This is a genomic window from Collinsella tanakaei (genome assembly GCF_016900375.1).
Classification (GTDB): Bacteria; Actinomycetota; Coriobacteriia; order Coriobacteriales; family Coriobacteriaceae; genus Collinsella.
In genome coordinates this window covers 1-21,746 of record NZ_JACJKB010000004.1, presented here as the reverse complement: position 1 = coordinate 21,746, position 21,746 = coordinate 1, and the positions used below count along the sequence as shown (strand labels likewise).

Annotated in this window: 18 protein-coding genes and 1 other RNA gene; 18 read left to right on the top strand and 1 reads right to left on the bottom strand. The window is 65.8% G+C overall.

Annotated elements, in window-relative coordinates; all coding sequences use genetic code 11:
- Nucleotides 1–4 precede the first annotated feature (4 nt).
- The 16 genes from H6A16_RS03680 to H6A16_RS03605 all read left to right on the top strand — a co-directional run bounded on the left by H6A16_RS03680 (nt 5) and on the right by H6A16_RS03605 (nt 18,948).
- Nucleotides 5–1,813: a peptidoglycan D,D-transpeptidase FtsI family protein gene (locus tag H6A16_RS03680; protein WP_239458179.1), complete on the top strand. Its 1,809-nt coding sequence runs from the start codon at nt 5–7 to the stop codon at nt 1,811–1,813.
- Between the two features lie 112 nt (nt 1,814–1,925).
- A complete protein-coding gene (locus H6A16_RS03675) occupies nt 1,926–3,365 on the top strand; it encodes a UDP-N-acetylmuramoyl-tripeptide--D-alanyl-D-alanine ligase (RefSeq protein ID WP_204616238.1) in 1,440 nt (479 codons plus the stop codon).
- Between the two features lie 3 nt (nt 3,366–3,368).
- A complete protein-coding gene (gene mraY / locus H6A16_RS03670) occupies nt 3,369–4,400 on the top strand; it encodes a phospho-N-acetylmuramoyl-pentapeptide-transferase (RefSeq protein WP_204616236.1) in 1,032 nt (343 codons plus the stop codon).
- Between the two features lie 9 nt (nt 4,401–4,409).
- On the top strand, nt 4,410–5,810 hold the full coding sequence (murD, locus tag H6A16_RS03665; RefSeq protein ID WP_204616234.1) for a UDP-N-acetylmuramoyl-L-alanine--D-glutamate ligase: 1,401 nt from the start codon (nt 4,410–4,412) through the stop codon (nt 5,808–5,810).
- An 18-nt stretch (nt 5,811–5,828) separates the two neighbouring features.
- Nucleotides 5,829–7,376, top strand: coding sequence for a putative lipid II flippase FtsW (gene ftsW, locus H6A16_RS03660; protein ID WP_204616231.1), 1,548 nt, complete (start codon nt 5,829–5,831; stop codon nt 7,374–7,376).
- A complete protein-coding gene (murG, locus tag H6A16_RS03655; RefSeq protein ID WP_204616229.1) occupies nt 7,366–8,493 on the top strand; it encodes an undecaprenyldiphospho-muramoylpentapeptide beta-N-acetylglucosaminyltransferase in 1,128 nt (375 codons plus the stop codon). Before ftsW ends, murG begins: the two co-directional genes overlap by 11 nt.
- A gap of 252 nt (nt 8,494–8,745) precedes the next feature.
- Nucleotides 8,746–10,173 (top strand): UDP-N-acetylmuramate--L-alanine ligase, encoded by a 1,428-nt coding sequence (murC, locus tag H6A16_RS03650; protein WP_204616227.1) that lies wholly within the window; start codon nt 8,746–8,748, stop codon nt 10,171–10,173.
- A 3-nt stretch (nt 10,174–10,176) separates the two neighbouring features.
- The gene (gene murB / locus H6A16_RS03645) at nt 10,177–11,088 is read left to right on the top strand and encodes a UDP-N-acetylmuramate dehydrogenase (RefSeq protein WP_204616225.1); all 912 of its coding nucleotides are present in this window, start codon (nt 10,177–10,179) and stop codon (nt 11,086–11,088) included.
- A complete protein-coding gene (locus tag H6A16_RS03640; RefSeq protein WP_204616223.1) occupies nt 11,045–12,565 on the top strand; it encodes an FtsQ-type POTRA domain-containing protein in 1,521 nt (506 codons plus the stop codon). Before murB ends, H6A16_RS03640 begins: the two co-directional genes overlap by 44 nt.
- A gap of 212 nt (nt 12,566–12,777) precedes the next feature.
- Complete coding sequence (gene ftsZ / locus H6A16_RS03635; protein ID WP_204616221.1) at nt 12,778–13,917, top strand: cell division protein FtsZ; 1,140 nt, start codon at nt 12,778–12,780, stop codon at nt 13,915–13,917.
- Nucleotides 13,918–14,083: 166 nt separating this feature from the next.
- Nucleotides 14,084–14,866, top strand: a complete 783-nt coding sequence (locus H6A16_RS03630) for a polyphenol oxidase family protein (RefSeq protein WP_204616220.1) — start codon at nt 14,084–14,086, stop codon at nt 14,864–14,866.
- Nucleotides 14,867–15,410: 544 nt separating this feature from the next.
- Entirely contained in the window at nt 15,411–16,268 is an 858-nt protein-coding gene (locus H6A16_RS03625; RefSeq protein WP_204616219.1) for a phosphate signaling complex PhoU family protein, read from the top strand.
- Between the two features lie 145 nt (nt 16,269–16,413).
- Nucleotides 16,414–17,148, top strand: coding sequence for a YggS family pyridoxal phosphate-dependent enzyme (locus H6A16_RS03620; RefSeq protein ID WP_428830076.1), 735 nt, complete (start codon nt 16,414–16,416; stop codon nt 17,146–17,148).
- A 71-nt stretch (nt 17,149–17,219) separates the two neighbouring features.
- On the top strand, nt 17,220–17,945 hold the full coding sequence (sepF, locus tag H6A16_RS03615; protein ID WP_204616217.1) for a cell division protein SepF: 726 nt from the start codon (nt 17,220–17,222) through the stop codon (nt 17,943–17,945).
- A 51-nt stretch (nt 17,946–17,996) separates the two neighbouring features.
- A complete protein-coding gene (locus tag H6A16_RS03610) occupies nt 17,997–18,227 on the top strand; it encodes a YggT family protein (protein ID WP_342589710.1) in 231 nt (76 codons plus the stop codon).
- Nucleotides 18,228–18,291: 64 nt separating this feature from the next.
- Complete coding sequence (locus H6A16_RS03605; RefSeq protein ID WP_204616216.1) at nt 18,292–18,948, top strand: DivIVA domain-containing protein; 657 nt, start codon at nt 18,292–18,294, stop codon at nt 18,946–18,948.
- 136 nt (nt 18,949–19,084) lie between these two features.
- On the opposite strand, the gene rnpB is transcribed toward H6A16_RS03605, so the two are convergent.
- Nucleotides 19,085–19,443, bottom strand: an RNA gene (rnpB, locus tag H6A16_RS03600) — RNase P RNA component class A.
- Between the two features lie 376 nt (nt 19,444–19,819).
- On the opposite strand from rnpB, the gene H6A16_RS03595 reads away from it, so the two are divergent.
- Entirely contained in the window at nt 19,820–20,857 is a 1,038-nt protein-coding gene (locus H6A16_RS03595; protein ID WP_239458178.1) for an inorganic phosphate transporter, read from the top strand.
- Nucleotides 20,858–20,944: 87 nt separating this feature from the next.
- Nucleotides 20,945–21,568 carry a DUF47 family protein gene (locus H6A16_RS03590; protein ID WP_204616211.1) on the top strand — a complete coding sequence of 208 codons (624 nt, stop codon included), beginning with the start codon at nt 20,945–20,947 and terminating at the stop codon, nt 21,566–21,568.
- The last annotated feature ends 178 nt before the right edge of the window (nt 21,569–21,746 follow it).

Below are 21,746 nucleotides of genomic sequence, written 5' to 3'. Positions count from 1 at the left end.
GCACATGCCCTACGACCGCTATAGCAACCGTTCCGGCGATCCCGAGCGACGCCGCCACGCCGCCTACGACGCCGACGCCCCGCGCGGCTCCGGTCGCGGCCGTCGTCCCAAAACCGATCTGCTCCACGCCGATATGGCTCATGAGCCCGTTTCGCGCCGTGGCCTCGTAAAGCTGGTGCTTGGCCTCGGCGCTGCGGGCTGCGTCTGGGGCCTGGCCGGCCACCAGATCTTCTACCACGGCATCAACGAGGAGCGTCTGGAGGATCGTATCACCTCCAACCCGACGCTTTACGCCAAGCGCGGCACGATGTACGACCGCAACGGCAACGTGATCGCGGCGAGCGAGGAGTGCTTCAACATCGCGTTGAACACGACGCTCATCACCAAGAAGAACAAGAAGAAGGTCGTGAACGCTCTGGTCAAGCACCTGGGCGTCGACCGCGCCGAGGCTCAGGACATGGTCGACGAGGAGTCGACCTGGACCTACGTGGCGCGCAAGGTGGATAGCGACGTGACCGAGGCGCTGCTCGAGGAGGGCCTCGCGGGCATCGAGACCGAGCAGACCACGCGCCGCGTCTACCCCTACGGCAACCTCGCGTCGCAGGTCATCGGCGTTGTGGATATCGACAACAACGGCATCTCCGGCCTCGAGCTGCAGTACAACGATGACCTGCAGGGCGAGAACGGCTGGATCAAGCGCGAGCGCGCGGCAGACGGCACCTATATCGCCGGCGGCGCGTACGAGCGCCAGGACCCGCGAGACGGCGACGACCTCGTGCTCACGCTCGACGTCAACATCCAGCGCGCCGCGGAGGACGCCCTCGCGGACGCGGTGGCCGATAGCGGCGCCCACTACGGATCGGTCATCGTGACCGACCCGCGCTCGGGTGAAATCCTCGCCGCCTGCTCGTATCCCACCTACGACCAGGCCGATCTTTCCAACGCGCGCACGGAGGACATGAACCTGCGTGTGGTGACCGACGCCTACGAGCCCGGCAGCGTCTTCAAGGCGCTCGTCTGCGGCGCGGCGATCGACCTCGGCCTCGTGGACACCGACACGACGTTCAACGTGCCGCCGGTCGTGCTCGCGGGAAGCGACGAGGTCACCGACGTCGACCAGCGCGACTACCAGATGGTCATGACCGTGCGCGAGATCATGCGCCGCTCGTCGAACACCGGCATGATCCTCGTGGGCGAGAAGATCGGCGCCGACTCGTTCGCCGAGTACCTCGACCGCTACGGCATCGGGCACGCCTCGGGCGTGGACTTCCCGGGCGAGAACACGGGTATCGTGCGCCCGCGCGACGAGTACGACGGCGCGAGCGTGGCCGCCATGTCGTTCGGCCAGTCGGTGTCGGCCCCGCCCATCGAGATCACCCGCGCCATCTCGGCGATCTCGAACAAGGGCGTCATGACGACGCCGCACTTCCTCATGGCCAAGCACGGCGAGGAGATCGATTGGTCCGACACCGAGCAGCGCGCCATCTCGGAAGAGGCTGCCGCGAAGGTCGCCGACATGATGCTCACCGTCGTCGACGAGGGCACCGGCGAGCTCGGCCAGGTGCCGGGCTACGAGGTGTCGGGCAAGACGGGAACGGCGCAGCGCGCAAGCGAGAGCGGCGGCTACATGGAGGGCAGCTACATGGCGTCGTTCATGGGCTTCGCCCCCACGAAGGACCCGCAGGTCCAGGTCTACGTGACGCTCGACGGCACCGGCTACACCTCCGTCGCGGCGGCGCCGCCCTTCGCGCAGATCATGGAGACCTGCCTGAAGACGCTCGGCGTGAAGCCCACGCGCTCGACGGAGGAGTAGGGCGCGGGTGCCTTCGCGGGCGTCGGGCATGTTCACAGGGCCTGCACGAACGGGTGGGGAAACCGCGCTAAAATAAACGGTCGGCATAATCCGGCTCGTTAAGGAGCGATACATGATAGAGATCGCAGTCAAGTACCTTGAGGGGGTTACCGGCGCCCGCCCCTGGACGGGTAACGCCGACCGCGTGTGCAAAGGGGTCGTCATCGACTCCCGCGCCGTGCAGGAAGACTCCCTGTTCGTGGCGTTCCCGGGGGAGCGCGTCGACGGCAACGACTACGCCCGCGCGGCCATCGAGGCCGGCGCCGCCTGCGTGGTGCTCACGCGTGATCCCAGCCGCGAGCTGATCCGCATCGCCGACGACCATGAGTGCGCGGTGTTCACCTGCGAGGACCCCACGGAGTTCCTCCTGCTTCTGGCCCAGGGCTACCGCGCCCGCATGCGCTGCACCGTCATCGGCGTCACGGGCTCCATCGGCAAGACCACCACGAAGGACACGCTCGCCGCGCTGCTTTCGACCCGCTACCGCGTGCATGTGACGCAGGGCAACTACAACAACCTCATCGGCATGCCGCTGACCATCCTGTCGGCCCCGCGCGACACCGAGATCATGGTGCTCGAGATGGGCATGGACGGCTTCGGCCAGATCGAGCGCCTGTCGCGCTGCGCGCAGCCCACCTATGCGGTCATCACCAAGATCGGCACCTCGCATATCGGCCTTCTGGGTAGCCGCGAGAACATCGCGCGCGCCAAGGCCGAGATCATGGCGGGCATGCCGCCCACATCCGAGAACTTCGAGGGGCACCACTCCGCGCTCGTTCTCAACGGCGAGGACGACTTCACGCCCTTCATCATCGAGAACTTCGCCAAGCCCGCCGGCATCGAGGTCATCCTCTGCGGCACGACCGATGACGACGACGTGAGCGCCCGCAACATCGAGGTGGGGGAGGACGGCTGCCCTGTCTTCGACATCACGTTCGAGGACGGCGCCCAGTTCAAGACCCGCCTGGCGATCACCGGCGCCCAGTCCGTGGTGAACGCGCTGTACGCCGCGGCGCTCGCGCATCGCCTGGGCATCGCGCAGTACGTGATCGATGAGGTCTTCGGCAAGCTCGAGATCACCGGCCGTCGCGCCGATGTGCGCCGTGCGACCTGCGGTGCGCGCATCATCGACGACTCCTACAACGCCGCCCCCGAGTCGATGGCAGCCGCCCTCGACCTGCTTGCCAAGCTGCCCTGCGAGGGCGATCGCATCGCCGTGCTCGGCGAGATGGGCGAGCTGGGCGACGACGAGGGCCCGCGCCTGCACGAGCTTACCGGCGCCTACGCTGCGGCCAAGAAGCCCGACGTGCTCGTGTGCGTGGGCGGCGAGAACGCCCGCCACATGGCCGAGGCTGCGCGCCTCATGGGCATGCCCGACGACGCCGTGCGCCTCGTGCCCGACACCGACACCGCCATCGCGCGCCTGTCGCACGCGCTGTCCGCTGACGACCTGGTGCTCGTCAAGGGCTCTCGTTTCGTGGGTCTCGACCGCTTCGTGGAAGAGGTGTGCTAGCAGATGTTCGGCAACCCCCTGTACCCCACCTACCAGACCTTCCTGTCCATCGGCATCGCGGCCATCATCTCCGCCGCGCTCATGCCGCTGTGGATCCGCATCCTGCGCTTCGAGGGCATCGGCCAGCAGGTTCGCGCTGACGGCCCCAAGCGCCATCTCGTCAAGCAGGGCACGCCCACGATGGGCGGCGTGGTCATCCTGATCGCCGTCGTGCTCACCTGCATCCTCATGGCCCATCCCTCGATGGAGATCGTCGCCGTGATCGGGGCGACGGTCGCCACCGGCCTGCTCGGCCTCATCGACGACGTCACGAGCGTCACGCACGGCCGCTCGCTCGGCCTGACGCCCCACGCCAAGATGATCGGCCTCACGATCATCTGCTGCGCCTTCTGCATCGTCGCGGTCAACTTCTGCGGTGTGCTGCCCCAGGTGCGCTTCCCGGGCGGCCTCACCATCAACCTGACGGTGTTCATGACGGTGTTCGAGGTCGGCGACCGCGCCTACTACATCCCCTGGCTGTACATGCTGTTCACCTGGCTGCTCATCGCCGGCTTCTCCAACGCGGTGAACCTCACCGACGGCCTGGACGGCCTCGCGGGCGGCACCTCGATGATCGCCATGCTCATCATGGCGGCCATCGCCTTCGTGCACGGCGACTCCAACCTCGCCATCTTCGGCGCGGCCTGCGCCGGCGCCTGCATCGGCTTCCTCTGGTTCAACTGCTATCCGGCGAGCATCTTCATGGGCGACACCGGCTCCCTTGCGCTGGGCTCCGCCTTCGCCTGCATGGGCATCGTGACGAACACCGAGATCGCATCGCTCATCATCGGCGGCCTGTTCATCGTCGAGGCCGTCTCGGTCATGATCCAGGTGGTAAGCTTCAAGCTCACGGGCAAGCGCGTGTTCCTCATGGCGCCCATCCACCATCACTTCGAGAAGATGGGCTGGGCCGAGACGAAGGTCGTCACCCGCTTCTGGATCATCGCCGCCGCCTTCGGCGCCCTCGGACTCGCCATCTTCTTCCAGTTGGGATAGTGATACTCCATGCCTCTTCCGAAAACGTTCTCGCTGCTCGTGCTCGGGCAGGGATCGACCGGACTCGACGTGGTCGAGTGGGCGCTCGCGCACGGTCCTGAGCACGTGAGCTCCGTGACCGTGTACGGCGGCGCCACCTCCGAGGCGACGGAGCGCACGCGTGCCCTCGAGGCCCGCGGCGCCCGGTTCGTGTACGGCACGGAGGCCGTCGGGGGTGACTACGACATCTGCGTGGCGAGTCCCGGCATCTCCGAGTTCTCGGACTTCTTTGCCGCGGCGCGCGCCCATGCGGGCGAGGTCATGGGCGAGCCCGAGTTCGCCTGGCGCCTGTCGCGCTCGTCGTGGTGCGCCATCACGGGCACGAACGGCAAGACGACCACCACGACGCTCACGCACCATCTGCTCGATGCCGCGGGCATCGAGAACGCCGCGGTGGGAAACATCGGCACGCCGACGATCGACGCCGTCGATGCGCACGGCGAGGACGCCTGGCTGGTTGCCGAGCTCTCGAGCTACCAGATCGCCACGACCTCAGAGCTTCACCCGCGCGTAGCGGTGCTGCTGAACATCACGCCCGACCATCTCGCCTGGCACCGCACGCACGAGAACTACGCGCTCGCCAAGATCCGCCTGTTCGCGAACATGGACGAGGGCGACCTGGCGATTGTCGACGTCGAGGACGAGGGCGTCATGGCGTTTGCCGACCGTATCTTCGTTCCCGGCCGTCGCGTGCTGTCGCTGGGCATTGCCGATGCGGGCACCCCGGACGCCGCCTTCGTGCGCGAGGGCGTGCTCACGGTGCGCCTTGCCGGCACCGAGTGCGCGCTCGTGGACGCAGGCGACCTTGCGATCGCCGGCAACCACAACGTGACGAACGCGCTCGCCGCCTCCGCCGCCGCGCTGTTCTGCGGGGCACCCGTCGAGGCGGTCCGCTCCGGTCTTCTGAGCTTCAGGCCGCTCGAGCATCGCGTCGAGCCCTGCGGCGAGATCGACGGCGTGCGCTTCTTCAACGATTCCAAGGCGACGAACACCGATGCCGTCGAGAAGGCCCTCACCGCCTTTCCGGACGACGACGTGATCGTGCTGCTGGGCGGCCACGACAAGGGCACGCCGCTCGAGGAGTTCGCCGCCTTCGTGTGCGAGCACGTGCGCGCGGCGGTGTGCTTCGGCGAGGCGCGCGAGCGCTTCCGCCATGCCATCGAGGAGGCCGACGGCAGCGAGCGCGTGGATATCGCCGAGGCGGATGACCTGTGCGACGCCGTCGATGTCGCCCGGTCGCTCGCGAACCGCGGCGACGTGGTGCTGCTGTCGCCCGCATGCTCGTCGTTCGATGAGTTCTCGGGTTTCGAGGAGCGCGGACGCCGCTTCAAGGAGTACGTAGAGCAGCTGCGCGCGGACGGACGCGCCTAAGCGATGCAAGGGAGTCATATGGACCGAACCGGTGCCGAGGGACACGGACGGACACCCGCCCGCAGGACGCGCCCCGCACGCGAGCGGGCGCGCAGCTCCGCCGGTGCCGCCGAGAAGCTCATAGCGGGCGTGCCCGCGCGCATCATGCGCCCGCGCATCGTCTTTATCGCCTGCCTCGCTGCGCTCGTCGTCTTCGGCCTCGTGATGGTGTACTCGGCCTCGTCGGTGGTTGCGCTCAAGGAGGAGGGCGACGCGACGTACTACCTCTTCCGCCAGGCGATCTTCGCCGTCATCGGCCTCGGGCTCATCGCGGTCATGACGAGCAAGATGCTCTCGTGGTCGTGGATCTTGGACAACCTCATCTGGCCCGTCTGGGCGATCATGATCCTCGTGCTGGTCGCGGTGAAGGTCATGGGCCTTGCCGGCGGCGGCGCCGTGCGCTGGATCGCCATCGGCCCCTTCACGCTGCAGCCCTCGGAGTTCATGAAGCCCGTCATCATCGTGCTCGCGGCCAATATCATGAGCGATTACTACGAGCGCGAGAGCATCAGCACCTCGCAGTTCCTGCTCAGGCTCGCCATCGCGGTGGTGGCGCCGCTGTTTTTGATCTTCATCCAGCCCGATATGGGCACGACCCTGATCATTGCCGTCACGGTGTTCGCCATGGCGTTTTTCGCGGGCATCTCGTATCGCATCGTGTTCGGCGCCGTGCTGCTCGCCGTGCTGCTCGTCGCAGCGGCGATCGTCGTTGCGCCCTACCGTATGGAGCGCCTGCTTGCCATGAGCGATCCCTGGGCCGACCCCTTCGACACCGGCTACCAGGCGACGCTCGCCATCATGGCCTTCGCCTCGGGCGGGCTGTTCGGCCGGGGCATCGGCAACTCCACGATGAAGTACGACTATCTGCCCGAGTCCCATAACGACTACATCTTCGCCATCATCGGCGAGGAGCTCGGCTTCGTGGGCTCGGTCATCTTCGTGCTCGTGTTCGTCGCCATGACGTGGGCGGCGTTCTCCATCGCCAAGCAGGCGCGCTGTCTGCGCGACCGGCTCATCGCGGAGGGCTGCGCCGTGATCATCATGGTGCAGTTCCTCATCAACGCCCTCGGCATCCTGAACGTCATCCCCATGACGGGCAAGACCATGCCCTTCATCAGCTACGGCGGCTCGTCGCTCATCGCCTCGCTCATCCTGGCGGGTCTCGTGGTCCGCGTGTCGTTCGAGAGCGGCACCGAGACCGTCTACCGCAGCCGTCGCGCCGACTTCGCCGTGATGGACGATACTGATGAGGTGTCGAGTCACCTGGGTCGATCGACGGCGGGGGAGCCGCAGGTCCGCCAGGCCGCCTCCGAGCGCCGATCCGGCTTCTCGGTGGTGGACGGATGGCGCTCCTCGTCCTCGCAGGGCGGCGCCCAGCGGGGCGCCCGTACGCGCCGTTCGCCCGAGAGCGGCCCGTACGACCGTGTCGACCTGCATGGCGGGGCCGCCGACCGCCTGCGCGAGCGCGACGGCTCGCCGCGGGGCGGAAGAAGGGGATCTTCGAGAAGGGATCGCTATGACCGATAAGCTCTCCGTTGCCATCGCCGCCGGCGGTACGGCCGGACACGTGAACCCTGCCCTCGCGCTTGCCGAGGAGCTCGATGCCCGCGGGCACAAGGTGCGTTTCTTCGGCGAGACGCGACGCCTCGAGGGCAAGCTCGTGCCGCAGGCGGGTTTCGATTTCTTTCCCGTGAACGTGACGGGTTTCGACCGCGCGCGCCCCTGGACGCTCGCGACCGCCCTTGCGCACCTGGTGCACGAGGAGCGCAGGCTCGCCCGCGCCTTCCGCGCCGATGCCGACCTCATGCCCGATGTCGCCGTGGGTTTCGGCGCCTATGTCGAGCTTCCCCTCATGCGCGCCGCCGCGCGCCTGGGCGTTCCCGTGGTGCTGCACGAGCAGAACTCCGTGCCGGGCCTCGCTAACAAGCAGACGGCCCGTTCCGCCTCGCTGATAGCCATCGCCCAGCCGAGCGTCCGCGCGACCTTCGAGCAGCGTGCCGGCTCATCCACAAGGATCGAGATGACCGGCAACCCCGTGCGCCGCTCGGTGCTCGCCGGCGACCGCGCCCGCGGGCGAAAGGCCCTCGGCGTGCCCGAGGATGCGACGCTCCTGCTCGTGTTCGGCGGCTCGCTCGGTGCGCACCACCTGAACCAGCGCATGGTCGAGCTCAAGGATCGTCTGCTCGGCATGGAGGGCGTGCACGTCGTGCACTCGACGGGCGCCGACGACTTCGAGTGGACGCGCGACCAGCTTGCGCTCACGGAGCCGGAGCAGAAGCGCTATCGGGTGCAGGCCTATATCGACGGCATGGGCGATATGCTCGCCGCCGCCGACCTCGTGCTGTCTCGCTCCGGCGCATCGTCGGTCGCGGAGATCGCTGCGCTCGCCGCGCCCTCCGTGCTCGTGCCGTATCCGCTCGCGACGGCGGACCATCAGACCACCAACGCCCGCTTCCTCGTGGATGCCGGCGCGGCGGTGATGTTCGCCGATGCGGATATCGATGGCGACGCCTTCGCAGATGAGGTTTGCGGTCTGATCGCCTCGCCCGAGCGCCGTGCCGCCATGCGCGCCGCCGCGCGCGATCTTGCCCAGGACCAGGCTGCCGCCCGTCTTGCCGACGCGATCGAGTCGCTCAAGCGCTAGGTTTCCAAACGTTGCCGAAGGGCCCCAAGGCGCGATGCCTTGGGGCCCTTTCGTATATAGCTGCAGGGTTCGGTTCCTGTTGTCTGGGCAGGGGGGGATCGTCGCTCGCACATCGCCATGCCAATGTGCCGGCTATTGCGCAGTTTTCACACGAACGCGTCATCCGCCGGTTGTCCCCTCGACGCACGGTGGGCGTTTGCGCTAGAGTTAAGGGCTGCTGCATAACGTTGCCATCTCAAGAGAGAAGCTGACATGGCCCAGATTTCCACCGCACCCGAGGCGCCTGCGTTCAAGAGCGCCCACTTCATCGGTATCGGCGGCGCCGGCATGAGCGCGATCGCGCTCATCATGCACGAGCGCGGCTACGACATCACCGGCTCCGACCTCAAGACCTCGCGCTACATCCGCCAGCTCATCCGAGCCGGCATCGACGTGCGCGTGGGCCACGAGGCGAAGACCGTCGACGAGCTCAACCCCGATGTCGTCGTGGTGTCCACCGCCATCCCCGATACGAATCCCGAGGTCGTTCGCGCGCGCGAGCTGGGCATTCCCGTGTGGCCGCGCGCCCGCATGCTCTCGGTGCTCTCGAGCGGTCATGTGACCGTGGGCATCGCCGGCACGCACGGAAAGACGACCACCTCGTCCATGTGCGCCACGATGCTCGACCGCATGGGCCTCGACCCGAGCTTCCTGATCGGCGGCATCGTCGAGGGCTACGACACCAACGGGCGCAACGGCGGCAGCGAGTACTTCGTCTCCGAGGCCGACGAGTCCGACCGCTCCTTCCTCTATCTCGATCCCAACATCGTCGTGGTGACGAACGTCGAGGCCGATCACCTCGACCACTATTCGGGTCTCGAGGAGATCGAGCAGACCTTCGTCAAGTTCATGAGCCTCGTGGGCGAGGAGGGCACCATCATCGTCTGCGGCGAGACGGCGCGCCTCGTCGAGCTCGCGCGCTCGACGGGCCTGCGTGTCGTGACCTACGGCTTTGATGCCGAAAACGACGTCGTGTGCACGCCGGTTGCCGGCGGCCATGCGCTGGCGACGAACTTCACGGTGAAGCTTCCCGACGGCTCCGTGCACGACGTGACCATCAAGAGCAACCCCGGTCGCCACAACATGCTGAACGCCAGCGCCGCCCTCACGGTCGCCTGGGCGCTCGGCCAAGATACCGATGCCGCCGCCCGTGCGCTCTCCACGTTCGAGGGCGTTCGCCGTCGCTTCACGCATATCGGCGACACGCGCGGCGTCACGATCGTCGACGACTACGGCCACCATCCCACCGAGATCTCCGCGACGCTTGCCGCCGCGAAGAGCCTTGATTTCAACAAGGTCGTTGTCGTGTTCCAGCCGCACCGCTACAGCCGCCTGCAGGCGCTCGCCGACGATTTCGCCGACGCCTTCGCCCAGGCCGATGTCCTCGTGCTCATCGATGTGTTCTCTGCCGGCGAGATGCCCATCCCGGGCGTCACGAGCAAGATGCTCGCCGACCTCGTTGCCGAGCGCCATCCGGGCAAGCGCGTCTTCTACGCCTCCGACCGCGCCTCCCTTATGGAGACGCTCGACGCCGAGGCAGCTTCCGGCGATCTGCTCATCACCATGGGCGCCGGCGACATCACCCAGGTCGGTCCCGAGTACCTGGAGCACGTTGCCGACCAGCAGAAGGGTGCCCGATAGCAGATGGGGCTGTTCAACGCGGTCCTTTCCCTTTCGGGGGCAATCGATACCGACGTCATAGAGGACGAGCGGCTCGCGCGCCACACGAGCTACCGCATCGGTGGCCGCGCCTCGCTGTTCATCACCTGCCATAGCTACCATGCGCTGCGCCGCGCTGTCGAGGTGCTCGCGCGCGAGCAGGTTCCCTGGGTCATCATCGGCAAGGGGTCGAACCTGCTCGTTGCGGACTCCGGGTACGACGGCGCCGTCATCACGCTGGGGCGCGAGTTCCAGCGCTCGGTGCTTGCCGAGGACGGCGTGACCCTCACGGTCGGGGCGGGCGCCATGCTCGCGCGCCTCGTGAACGACGCGCTGTCGCGCAGCCTCGCCGGCCTGGAGTTCGCTGTGGGCATCCCGGGCACGGTCGGCGGCGCCGTGTCGATGAACGCGGGCACGCGCGACGAGTGGATCGGATCGCTCGTGCAGGACGTCGTGACCTACCGCCCGGGCGTCGGCCTGTGCCATTACGCGCACGATGACGTCTTCTGGGGCTATCGCGAGACGGGCATCCCGCGCGACGAGATCATCCTCGAGGTCACGCTCAAGCTGCATCCCGGCGAGAAGGCCGATATCCGCTCCAAGATGGAGCGCTCCCTTCAGCGCCGCCGCAAGACGCAGCCCATCGGCTCCGCTTCCTGCGGATCGGTCTTCCGCAACCCGGCGGGAAGAAGTGTGGGAGCTATGGTCGAGGAATGCGGATTGAAGGGTTTTTCGGTCGGCGGGGCCGAGGTCTCCGATCTTCACGCTAACTTTATTGTGAACAACGGGACGGCAACCGCGAGCGATGTGGTCGCGGTCATCCAGCACGTGTACGAGAAGGTAAAGGAAACGTATGGCGTCGAGCTCAAGCCGGAAGTCAAATTCCTCGGCTTCTAAGCAGAAGCCCACCTTCCGCCGCTCGACCGGCGCCGCTTCCGCACGCACTTCCACCGCGAAGAGCCGTCCTGTCGCGGCAAGCCCGAAACCGAAAAAGGTCGCTCCCGCCCGCACGTACGTGGCGCCCACGAAGAAGGCCGCCTCGGAGCTCGTATCGTCCTCTAAATCCGTGCGCAAGAAGGTCGCGACGCCCAGACGCCGCCAGGTGTCCGCCGCGCCCACGCCCACGCGCCGCCCCGCATCGGCGAAGACCGCGCCCAAGGCGGCTTCGAAAACGGTGGCGAAGCCGACGCTGAAGGCCACGGCGAAGCCGACCGTGAAGGCGCAGACCAAGGCCCTCGCCAAGGCGGCGCCGCAAAAGCGCAGCGCGGCGGCCAAGCAGGCAAAGCCCGCCAAGCCGGCGAAGCGCCGAGCGACGGCATCCATCCAGACGGCGGCCAAGCGCCAGGCGAAAAGCGCCAGCCGCTCCTTCCCCATGCCGAAGGTGCCCAGCGTCCTCGGCCTGAAGCTCGGCAAAGACGATGCCGCACGCCCCGAGCGCCCGCGCGCGGGGCTTGGCACCTCCGTCTCGTTTCTGCATATTGCCGTGGCGGTCGTGCTCGCGGCCGTCGTGGTGATCGGTCTCGGTGCGGCCGTCGTGGTCAACTCCGGCTTCTTCGAGGTGACAAGTGTTGTGGTCAACGGCTCCGAGCACGTTCCCCAGCAGACGGCGGCTAAGCTCGTGAGCGTTCCCGTCGGCTCCACCCTGTTCAATCTCGACGAGGACGATGCGGTCGAGAACCTCAAGGAGAACCCCTGGGTCGACGACGTGCGCGTTGAGCGGCAGTTCCCGCACACGCTCGTGATCACGCCGCAGGAGAAGACGGTCGCCGCCATCGCCTATATCGTGTCTGACGGCGTCGCCTGGGCCATCAGCGACGAGAACACCTGGATCGCGCCGATATCGCTCGCGGTGACGACGCAGCCCGCGCCTGCGGAAGATGCGCCTGCCGAGGGTTCCGGCGATGACGGATCGGCCGAGACGGGGGAGGGCGAGGCCGTCGACGAGGGGGCCGAGACCGATGAGACCGTCGACGAGGGCACCGACGCGGGGGCGCAGGGCGGCGAGCAGCTGACCGGCGTCGACGCGGCGATGGAGCTCGCGCGCGAGGCGAACGCCGTGCTGCTCACCGATGTCGGCACCGATGCCGACCCCTCGAGCGGCAAGGAGGTCACCAACGAGGTGGTCCTTGCGGGCCTTGCGTACGCGACTGGCTTCAGCCCTGAGTTCAGGGCCCAGATCAAGGACATCTCGATTCCCTCGATCGAGGCGATCTCGGCGAACCTGGACTCCGGCGTGGAGGTATCGCTCGGAAAGCCGGAAGATATCCAACAGAAAGAGCAGGTCATCCGCAAGCTTCTTGAGCAGGAGCAGGGGGTCACCTATATCAACGTGCGCGTGGCGGACGCCTACTCATTCCGCAGCGCCCCGGTGTGATAATCCGTTGACCCCACCCGGTCATTCCGCTCGCCTACGGCGAACGGTTGAGGGGTCTACCTGCGAATTTCATAAAGCTTGCGTGCCAAAGTTGACTTTGACCTCGCTATTGTGCAAGGATATAGCGGTTTACCTCGACATTTAATCTGTACTTGAGGGTTATAGTCGAAAGACCGCCAAGCGCTTACACCTGATGTTCGGAGGACCGTAACATGCACGAGAACGAGATCAACAACTACCTTGCCGTCATCAAGGTTGTCGGCGTTGGCGGCGGCGGTACGAACGCCGTCAACCGCATGATCGAGGAGGGCATCCGCGGCGTCGAGTTCGTGGCCATCAACACCGATGCCCAGGCTCTCGCCATCTCCGATGCAGATATCAAGGTGCATATCGGTACCGACCTCACGCGCGGCCTGGGCGCCGGCGCCAACCCCGAGGTCGGCCGCAAGGCAGCCGATGAGTCCCGCGACGACATCGCCGAGGCGCTTGCCGGCGCCGACATGGTCTTCATCACCGCGGGCGAGGGCGGCGGCACCGGCACCGGTGCGGCTCCCATCGTTGCCGACATCGCCATGAACGACGTGGGCGCGCTCACCGTCGCCGTCGTCACCAAGCCCTTCACCTTCGAGGGCCGCAAGCGCAAGGCCAGCGCCGAGGAGGGCATCCAGACCCTTTCCGAGTGCGTCGACACCATGATCGTCATCCCCAACGACAAGCTGCTCGACATTGCCGAGAAGAAGACCACGATGCTCGAGGCCTTCGCCATGGCCGATGCCGTGCTGTCGCAGGGCACCCAGGGCATCACGGACCTCATCACCGTTCCCGGCATCATCAACCTGGACTTCGCTGACGTGAAGACCATCATGAAGCAGGCCGGTACGGCCATGATGGGCATCGGCACCGCCTCCGGCGACACCCGCGCGGTCGACGCCGCCCAGCAGGCCATCTCCAGCCCGCTGCTCGAGAGCTCCATCGATGGCGCCACCCGCGTCCTGCTCTCCATCGCTGGCTCCAAGGACCTCGGCATCCAGGAGATCAACGACGCCGCCGACCTCGTCGCGAACGCCGTCGATCCCGAGGCCAACATCATTTTCGGTACCGTCGTCGACGAGTCTCTGGGCGACCAGGTGCGCATCACCGTCATCGCGACCGGCTTCTCCGACTCCAACGTCAACCGTCAGGACCAGCTCTTCGGTCAGTCCCAGGCGAGCTCGCGCGCTCCTGAGCCGCAGCGCACCGCTCCGTCGGCTGCCCAGAGCGCCCCGACCCGCAACATCGGCGGCACCGAGCTCCCGAACTTCGGCAACGATCAGTTTGAGCTGCCCGACTTCCTCAAGCGCGGTAACTTCTAAGCGCTGATTCGCACGGATGAGATGCGGCCCGGGGTTTCCCTCGGGCCGTTTTTTTGTTTCGGGATGTTCGTGGGCTGCGGTCGCGGTTACGCGGGTGGGTCTTGCGGGTAAGTACTCAGAACAGGATGAATGAACGCTCCCTCGGGAGCAGGCGATAGGAGGCTTCATGCTCGAGCGTGTGACTCATGGGACGGTGACCTTGGTCGAGGGGGCGCGCGGCTCCATCCGATTCGGTTTCACGGAGCGCACCGGCGGCGTTTCGCGCGAGCCGTACGCGTCGCTCAACTTGGGCACCCATGTGGGCGACGATCCCGATGCGGTCGCGGAGAACCGTCGCCGTGTGCTTGCGGCGCTGGATGCCGAAAGGCTGGCCGATCGTTTGCTCATGCCCAACCAGGTCCATGGCGATGAGGTGACCGTGGTCTCGACGGGCGATGCCGACGAGCTTGCGCGCGTGCGCGACGAGATCGCCCGCGGCGCCGACGCCATCGTCTGCACGGCACGCGACGTCCCCGTGATGCTCTGTTACGCCGACTGCGTCCCGGTGGTGCTCGTGGGCGAGGGCGGCTTCGCGGTGATCCATTCCGGCTGGAAAGGCACCTACGCGGGCATCGCCGGCAAGGCGGCGCGAATTCTGGCGCGCGAGATGGGTATCGATGCTTCCGAGATCGACGCCTATATCGGCCCCCATATCCTGGGCGACGAGTATGAGGTGTCCTGCGAGCTTATGGAGCGCTTCGCCGAGCGCTTCCCGGGCATCGATGCGTCTGCCGGCCGTCTGCTCGATCTGTCGCGCGCCATACGCTCGTCGCTCGAGGACGCCGGTGTGCTCAAGGACCGCATCGTCGATACGCAGCTTTCGACCATGCGCGACAACGGCCGCTTCTTCTCGTATCGTGCCGAGAACGGCACCTGCGGACGCCATGCCGCCGTGGCCGTGATGGCGTAGGGTTTTCCGATCGACAATCGCTGCCCCTGATGGGGTTGTACGGGTCCCGGTGGCGTACGGGGCCCCGTTTTTCATGTCATCCCACGCCTTGTCGGCACCGTCCTGGCAGAAATGGTAACTTGAGCATTTTTCGAACCCACTTTCTGGAATGGGTTTCGCCCGAATGGATGCTTCAGGAGGGCGACAATGCTGCCAAAACGCTTAAAACGGTTACCTTGTGGAGTTGGCCAGCCGCCCAGATGTCCCAAAACCGGTTCCGATCGGCTCCTGAAAAATGCTTAACCTGCAAAAGTTGCCACGGGGCCTGCCGTCTTGCCGAGGCGCTGCCGGAAGGCCTCCGTATACCGGTGTCCTTGCAGGTCGGCGGTGCGGTCGCGCGGCGCCACCCATGTAATCAGATTCCTGCGCAGCCTTTACAAGCGCCTGACATAGCGTCGCTACACTGAATGAGGTTGTACGGGGGTATGCTGCCGCGCGCAAAGGCGGCATCCGACCGGTATGCGCAAAGGAACCCGGCGCCCCACCGACTGATTGGAGATACGTAATGCGCAAGATGTTCTCGCGCCAGCTTGTCGAGGCGCGCCATGAGATGCTGTCGATCTACGAGGCGGTCGACCTCACGCTGCACGACGCCGTGCGCGCGTTCGTGACCGACGACAAGAAGCTCGCCGCCAAGGCGCAGAGCAAGACCCTGCAGATCGATGCCCGCTGCGCGAACCTCGAGGCCGTCTGCTACAACCTCATCGCCACGCAGAGCCCGGTGGCCTCCGACTTCCGCCTGCTGCAGACCGTCATCAACATCGAGTTCAACCTACAACGCATGTGCGACAAGGTCCGCCGCATCGCCCGTGCCGCCAAGCACAAGGTCAACTCCGATATCGAGCTGCCCGCCGAGCTCGTCGAGATCATCGAGCAGGAGGCCGCCTACGTCTACCGCATCGTGGGCACCTGCATCTCGGTGCTCGTGTGCAACGACCTGACCGTCATGCGCGACCTGCTCGTGCAGGACGACAGCGTGCACGAGCTGTACGAGGAGTTCTTCCGTGCGTACAACCGCATGGCAAGCGTCGAGCTTTCCGACGACAGCTCCTATGACGACCTGCGCCGCGCCATCATGGTCTCGCGCTACCTGGATCGCATCGCGTCCATCTCCATCGATGCCACGAGCTCGCTTTCGTTCCTGCTGACCGGCCAGCGCCTCTCCATCGCCGACATCGCCGAGATCGACGACGACGAGCTCGAGGCCATGCGCGTGCCGTCCGGCGAGGGCGTCATCCTGCAGCCGGTGAGCGACGCCCGCTATGTCTCCGCGCTGCCCGCCGACGAGATCAGCGATGCGCTCAAGGCGCTGATCGAGCGCGCCAAGCAGGGCGACGACGAGATTGATGAGATCGAGGCCTAAGGAATTCTCGGCATGACTCGGGCGGGCTCCAGCCGTCCGTGAATTTGTGAATAGACGAGCGCAAAGCGCGGTCCCGCAGCGGCGGGGCCGCGCTTTCGCGTTACCATGAAGGCGTACCGCTCTACGCATAAGAGGACCGATGGATATGGAAAGCTACGCTGATCTTGTCGCTCGCCGCCGCGAGGCCATTCTCGCCCGCATGGACGAGGCGCTCGCGCGGGCGGGACGTTCCCGTGGGGACGTGACGCTCATCGCGGTCTCTAAGACCGTGGGTATCGAGGAGGTCTGCGCCGCTATCGCAGCCGGTTACCGCGTGTTCGGCGAGAACCGCCCGCAAGAGCTCGTTCGCAAGCTCGGGGGGCTGGCAGCCCTGCCGGATGTGCCCGCTGTGCGCTTCGATATGATCGGCAACCTGCAGACCAACAAGGTGAACGCCGTGCTCGGTCGTGCTGCCCTCATCCATTCTATCGGGTCCGAGCACCTGGCGCAGGCGGTGTCCGCCCGCGCCGAGCGGCGCATCGGCGCCGGTGAGCTCGACGGCCCCGCGCGCGTGCTGCTCGAGGTTAACGTGAGCGGCGAGGCCTCCAAGTCGGGCTTTTCCCCCGAAGAGGTGCGCGCCTGCATGCCGCGTCTCATGGAGCTTTCCGGTATTCACATCGAGGGCCTCATGACCATGGCGCCCCGCGGGGATAAGGACGCTGCGCGTCGCACCTTCTGCGGCCTGCGTGAACTGCGCGATGAACTCGAGGAGCGCGAAGGGGCCGAGCTTCCTGAGCTCTCGTGCGGCATGAGCGAGGATTTCGAGATCGCATGCGAGGAGGGTTCGACCATCGTTCGCTTGGGCAGGGTGGTGTTCGACCCCTCGTTTGCTCTACAATAAACAGTGTCTGAGCATATGCTCGACCTGCACCATCCAGACGAAAGACGCACCACGGGCAGAGAGGAGCCATCGTGAGCTTCCTAGACGACATCAAGAACAAGATAGCCGCGCATACGGGCCAGCTGGGCTATGGAGCCGGTTCCTACGGGGACGAGGAGGGCTACGGCGACGGCTATTACGACGAGGATGACGCCGCCTACGACGACGCGGCCTACGATTCGGCCGACTACGGCTACGAGCCGCAGGAGACGAGCCACGGTGTGCTCGGCCAGACGCATCGCGGCGAGGCCGAGTCCGTTGCCGTCTACACCCGCAGCGGCCAGCCCGTGGGCGATGCCGAGCGCCATGCTACGACCTTCAATCCGCCGGCCCGCAGCGCCGATGCCGCCGCCGCGTACCGTCCCGGTGCCTACGACACGCCGTCGAGCTATGCCGAGGCGCGCCGCGTCTCTCCCGCCCATGCGGCGCCGTCCACCACGTCTGCCACCGCGGCGCACATCAACTCCGTGGTGAACGGCACGGCGCAGCTTCCCGCGTACGTCCTGCGTCCCGAGAGCTACGACGACGTCGAGACGGTCGTCCGCCGCGTCCGCACCCGTCAGCCCGTCGTCCTCGTGTTCGTGGGCGTGCGCACCGAGGTCGCGAAGCGCGTGCTCGACTTCAGCTACGGCTTCGCCTGCGGCCTGGGTGCCACCGTGCGCGAGCTCGGCGACCGCGTGTTCATCGTGCTGCCGCAGGGCTGCGAGGTCAAGGATTCCGATGTCGCCAAGCTTCGCGCCGACGGCTATATCAAGTAACCGAGGAGTTCGATTCCCATTTACACGATTGCACAGGCCATCACGACGCTGGTGGGCTTCTACGAGCTGTTGATTGTCATCTACTGCCTGCTGACGTGGTTCCCCATGCGCCAGGGTGGCATCCTGTACGACTTCGCAGCCGTGCTCGACAGCATTTGCGGTCCGTACCTCAATCTTTTCCGACGCATCATTCCCCCGATGGGAGGAATCGACTTCTCGCCCGTTGTTGCGCTTCTTGCGTTGAGCCTCGGGGAGCGTCTACTGATTAACATTTTGCTGTAAGATGGCACGAGGCGACCCCGCAAGGCAGCGGGGGAGCGCCGAAGTGATGAAAAGGAGTACCCACATGGCTATCACACCTGCTGACATCCAGGCCCAGACCTTCTCCGAGGCCAAGCGCGGCTACGATCCCGGCGAGGTCGATGTCTTCCTCGAGCAGGTTTCCGCCGAGGTTGACGCCATGCTCAACAAGATCGTCGATCTGAAGAACCGCCTGACCGCGACCGAGCAGCAGCTGGCCGACGCCCAGGCCGCCCTTGCGGCTCAGCCCGAGCCGGCTCCGGCGCCCGCGCCCGCTCCGCAGCCCGAGTACAGCGCCAGCGAGCGTCAGATCTCCGCTGCCCTCATTGCCGCCCAGCAGACGGCCGACAACATCATCGCCGAGGCCCGCGAGAACGCCGAGCGCATCCGCAACGAGGCCGATAACAAGGCGCGCGAGGTCATCCGCCAGGCGCTGGCCGAGAAGCAGACCGAGATCGAGGAGATCGACCGTCTGAAGGCCTCCCGCGAGGAGTTCAAGAGCGAGTACATCAAGCTCATCCAGCACTTCATGGACGACGCTCAGAACTCGTTCCCCAACGACCTGCTGAGCTCCACCCCTAGCGGCTCCGCTGCCGCTCCGGTGGCTGCCGACGTGACCCCGGCTCCCGCCGCCGCTCCGACCCCGGCCGCCGACCCCTTCATCGCCCCGGTCGACGACTTCGGCATGGACGACCTGGACTAAGCGCCAACGCTTCAAGTGTCTGAACAACGCGCCGGTACCGCCTGCGGTACCGGCGCGTTTTGCTGTGAAACAAGAAGGGGCGGGTCGCCGTCAGCTGACTGCAGCCGATGGCGACCCGCCCCTTTGTGCTCGGAGAATGCGAAGCGGACCGATAAGCCGGGTTCTGTCGTGAGCGATCATTTATCTTGGCGCACGCGTTGCCGCGCGGCTCTTCGCACGCTACCCGAGCGCGGACCGGGCCGGCCCATGGCGCTCCTATTCGCGCTTGCTCCGGATGGGGTTTACCAAGCCGCCGCGTTGCCGCGACGCTGGTGGTCTCTTACACCACCGTTTCAGCTTTTCCCTTTACGCTTGCGCGCAGGTGGGAGTCTTCTTTTCTGCGGCACTTTCCGTCGGGTCGCCCCGCCTGGCCGTTAGCCAGCATCCTGCCCTGTGGAGCCCGGACTTTCCTCACGCCGGGACGAATCCCGGTCGCGCGATCGCCTGGCCCGCTTCGCAGTGTGGAATTGTAGCATGAGCAGATGCGCTCGATGCGCGGGTTTGAGGTGCCGTGGAATCTGCGCATGCAGTCTTCAAGGACGTCGGTGATTTTCGATGCGCAACGGTCCGCTTTGGCTAGAATTGGTAAGCCGGGTCTTACACGGGCTTACAGAACCCTTACAAACTGAATGCAATGTAACATGTTGGCTAAGATTCGGTAAAGTGATACCCTTGACACGCGCATACGCGCAGGTTTTCGGGCTGTTCGACAATCGACGCCCGCCACACGTTGCGCCCTCGGCGCGCCGCCTTTCCCGTACCATCCCGCGGCGCGTGACTTGAGGTTCGCACACGTCACGACGGAGGAGTGGGCGTCTTGGAAGTCTCCCTAATGCAATTTCTCGAGCAGGTCACGACTAACCCGATCATGGCGATCTCGGTCCTGCTCACCCTTGGTGTCATTTTCGTCAACGGCTGGACCGACGCGCCGAACGCGATCGCGACCTGCATCTCAACGCGCTGCATGAACGTGCGTCCCGCCATCATCATGAGCGCTATCTTCAACTTCCTCGGCGTCCTCATCATGACCCAGCTCAACGCATCGGTTGCCTCGACCATCTCGAACATGGTCGATTTCGGCGGCGATACCCACGAGGCGCTCATCGCCCTGTGCGCGGCGCTGTTCTCCATCGTGGTGTACAGCGTGGGCGCCTCGATATTCGGTATCCCCACCAGCGAGAGCCATAGCCTGATCGCCGGCCTTACCGGCGCTGCGCTCGCCATCCAGAATGGCCTTGACGGCGTCAACGGCGAGGAGTGGATCAAGGTGCTCTACGGCCTCGTGCTGAGCCTTGCCCTCGGCTTTGCCATCGGCTGGGCGATCTGCAAGGGGCTCTCGATACTATGTGCCAGCGTAGACCGACGAAAAGCCAACGGTGTCTTCAAGTATGCGCAGATCTTCGCCGCTGCTGCGATGAGCTTCATGCACGGCGCGCAGGATGGCCAGAAGTTCATCGGCGTGCTGCTGCTCGGCGTAGCCTTCTGCAACGGCCAGCCCGATGTCTCGGGTGCGGTCATCCCGGTGTGGCTCATGCTGCTGTGCTCGGTGGTCATGGGCGTCGGCACGAGCGTGGGCGGCGAGAAGATCATCAAGTCCGTCGGCATGGATATGGTGAAGCTCGAGAAGTACCAAGGCTTCTCCGCCGACCTCGCCGGTGCCTTCTGCATCCTGCTCTCGACCGTCTTCGGCATCCCCGTGTCCACGACGCACACCAAGACGAGCGCCATCATGGGCGTCGGCGCCGTCAAGCGCATCTCCGCCATCAACTTCTCCGTGGTGAAGGACATGATGCTCACCTGGGTGTTCACCTTCCCGGGATGCGGTGCCATCAGCTTCGTGATGGCCAAGATCTTCATGATGCTCTTCTAGCGCGAACGCGCCTTCTCGGTGCTGCGGCTCCAGCCGCGGCGCCGTTTTTTGTACCGCCACCAACCAAATGTATGGAGGGATCATCCAGTGGCCAGGAAAAACGACGCTTTCTATTTCGATTCGTTCAGCGCATGCGGCGAGCTGTCCAGCAAGGCTGCCCGTCTGCTGGCCGACACCATGCGCGCCTACGATCCTGACAAGATCGGCGACGCGATGGACCAGATGCACGCGATCGAGCAGGCTGCCGATAAACACAAGCACGAGGTGCTCGACGCGCTCGTGACCGCGTTCGTGACGCCCATCGAGCGCGAGGACATCGCCTTGCTTTCCGATTGCCTCGACACCGTCGTCGACCGTATCGAGGGCGTGCTGCTGCGCCTCTACTTCAACAACATCCGCGAGATGCGCCCCGATGCGCTGAAGCTCGTCGAGATGATCGAGCGCGCCTGCGGCGAGATGGGCACGCTGCTGGCCGAGCTGCCGCAGTTCAAGCGTTCCAAGACTCTGCGCAGCAACGTGGTGAATATCAACTCCATCGAGGAGGAGGCCGATTCGGTCTACATCGCGGCCATGCGCGAGCTGCACACCTCTGGCACCGATCCCATGCTCGTCTTCACCTGGCATGAGGTTTACACCTTCCTGGAGTACTGCGTCGATTCCGTCGAGCACGTGGCCGACACGGTCGATAGCATCGTCATGAAAAACAGCTAAGCGCAGCTGAACACAAGCGCGTGGGGGCAATCCGACCCCCTCGGAAAGGGGCGTCCCCCTGTGCGGTCCTCGGCTTTGCCTGCGGGATTCGCACAGGGGGACGCCCCTTTCCGAGGGGGTCGGATTGCCCTGGCGGTTTCGTTCAGGGGGCTGCGGGGCGGGAGGACTTGGTTGGGAG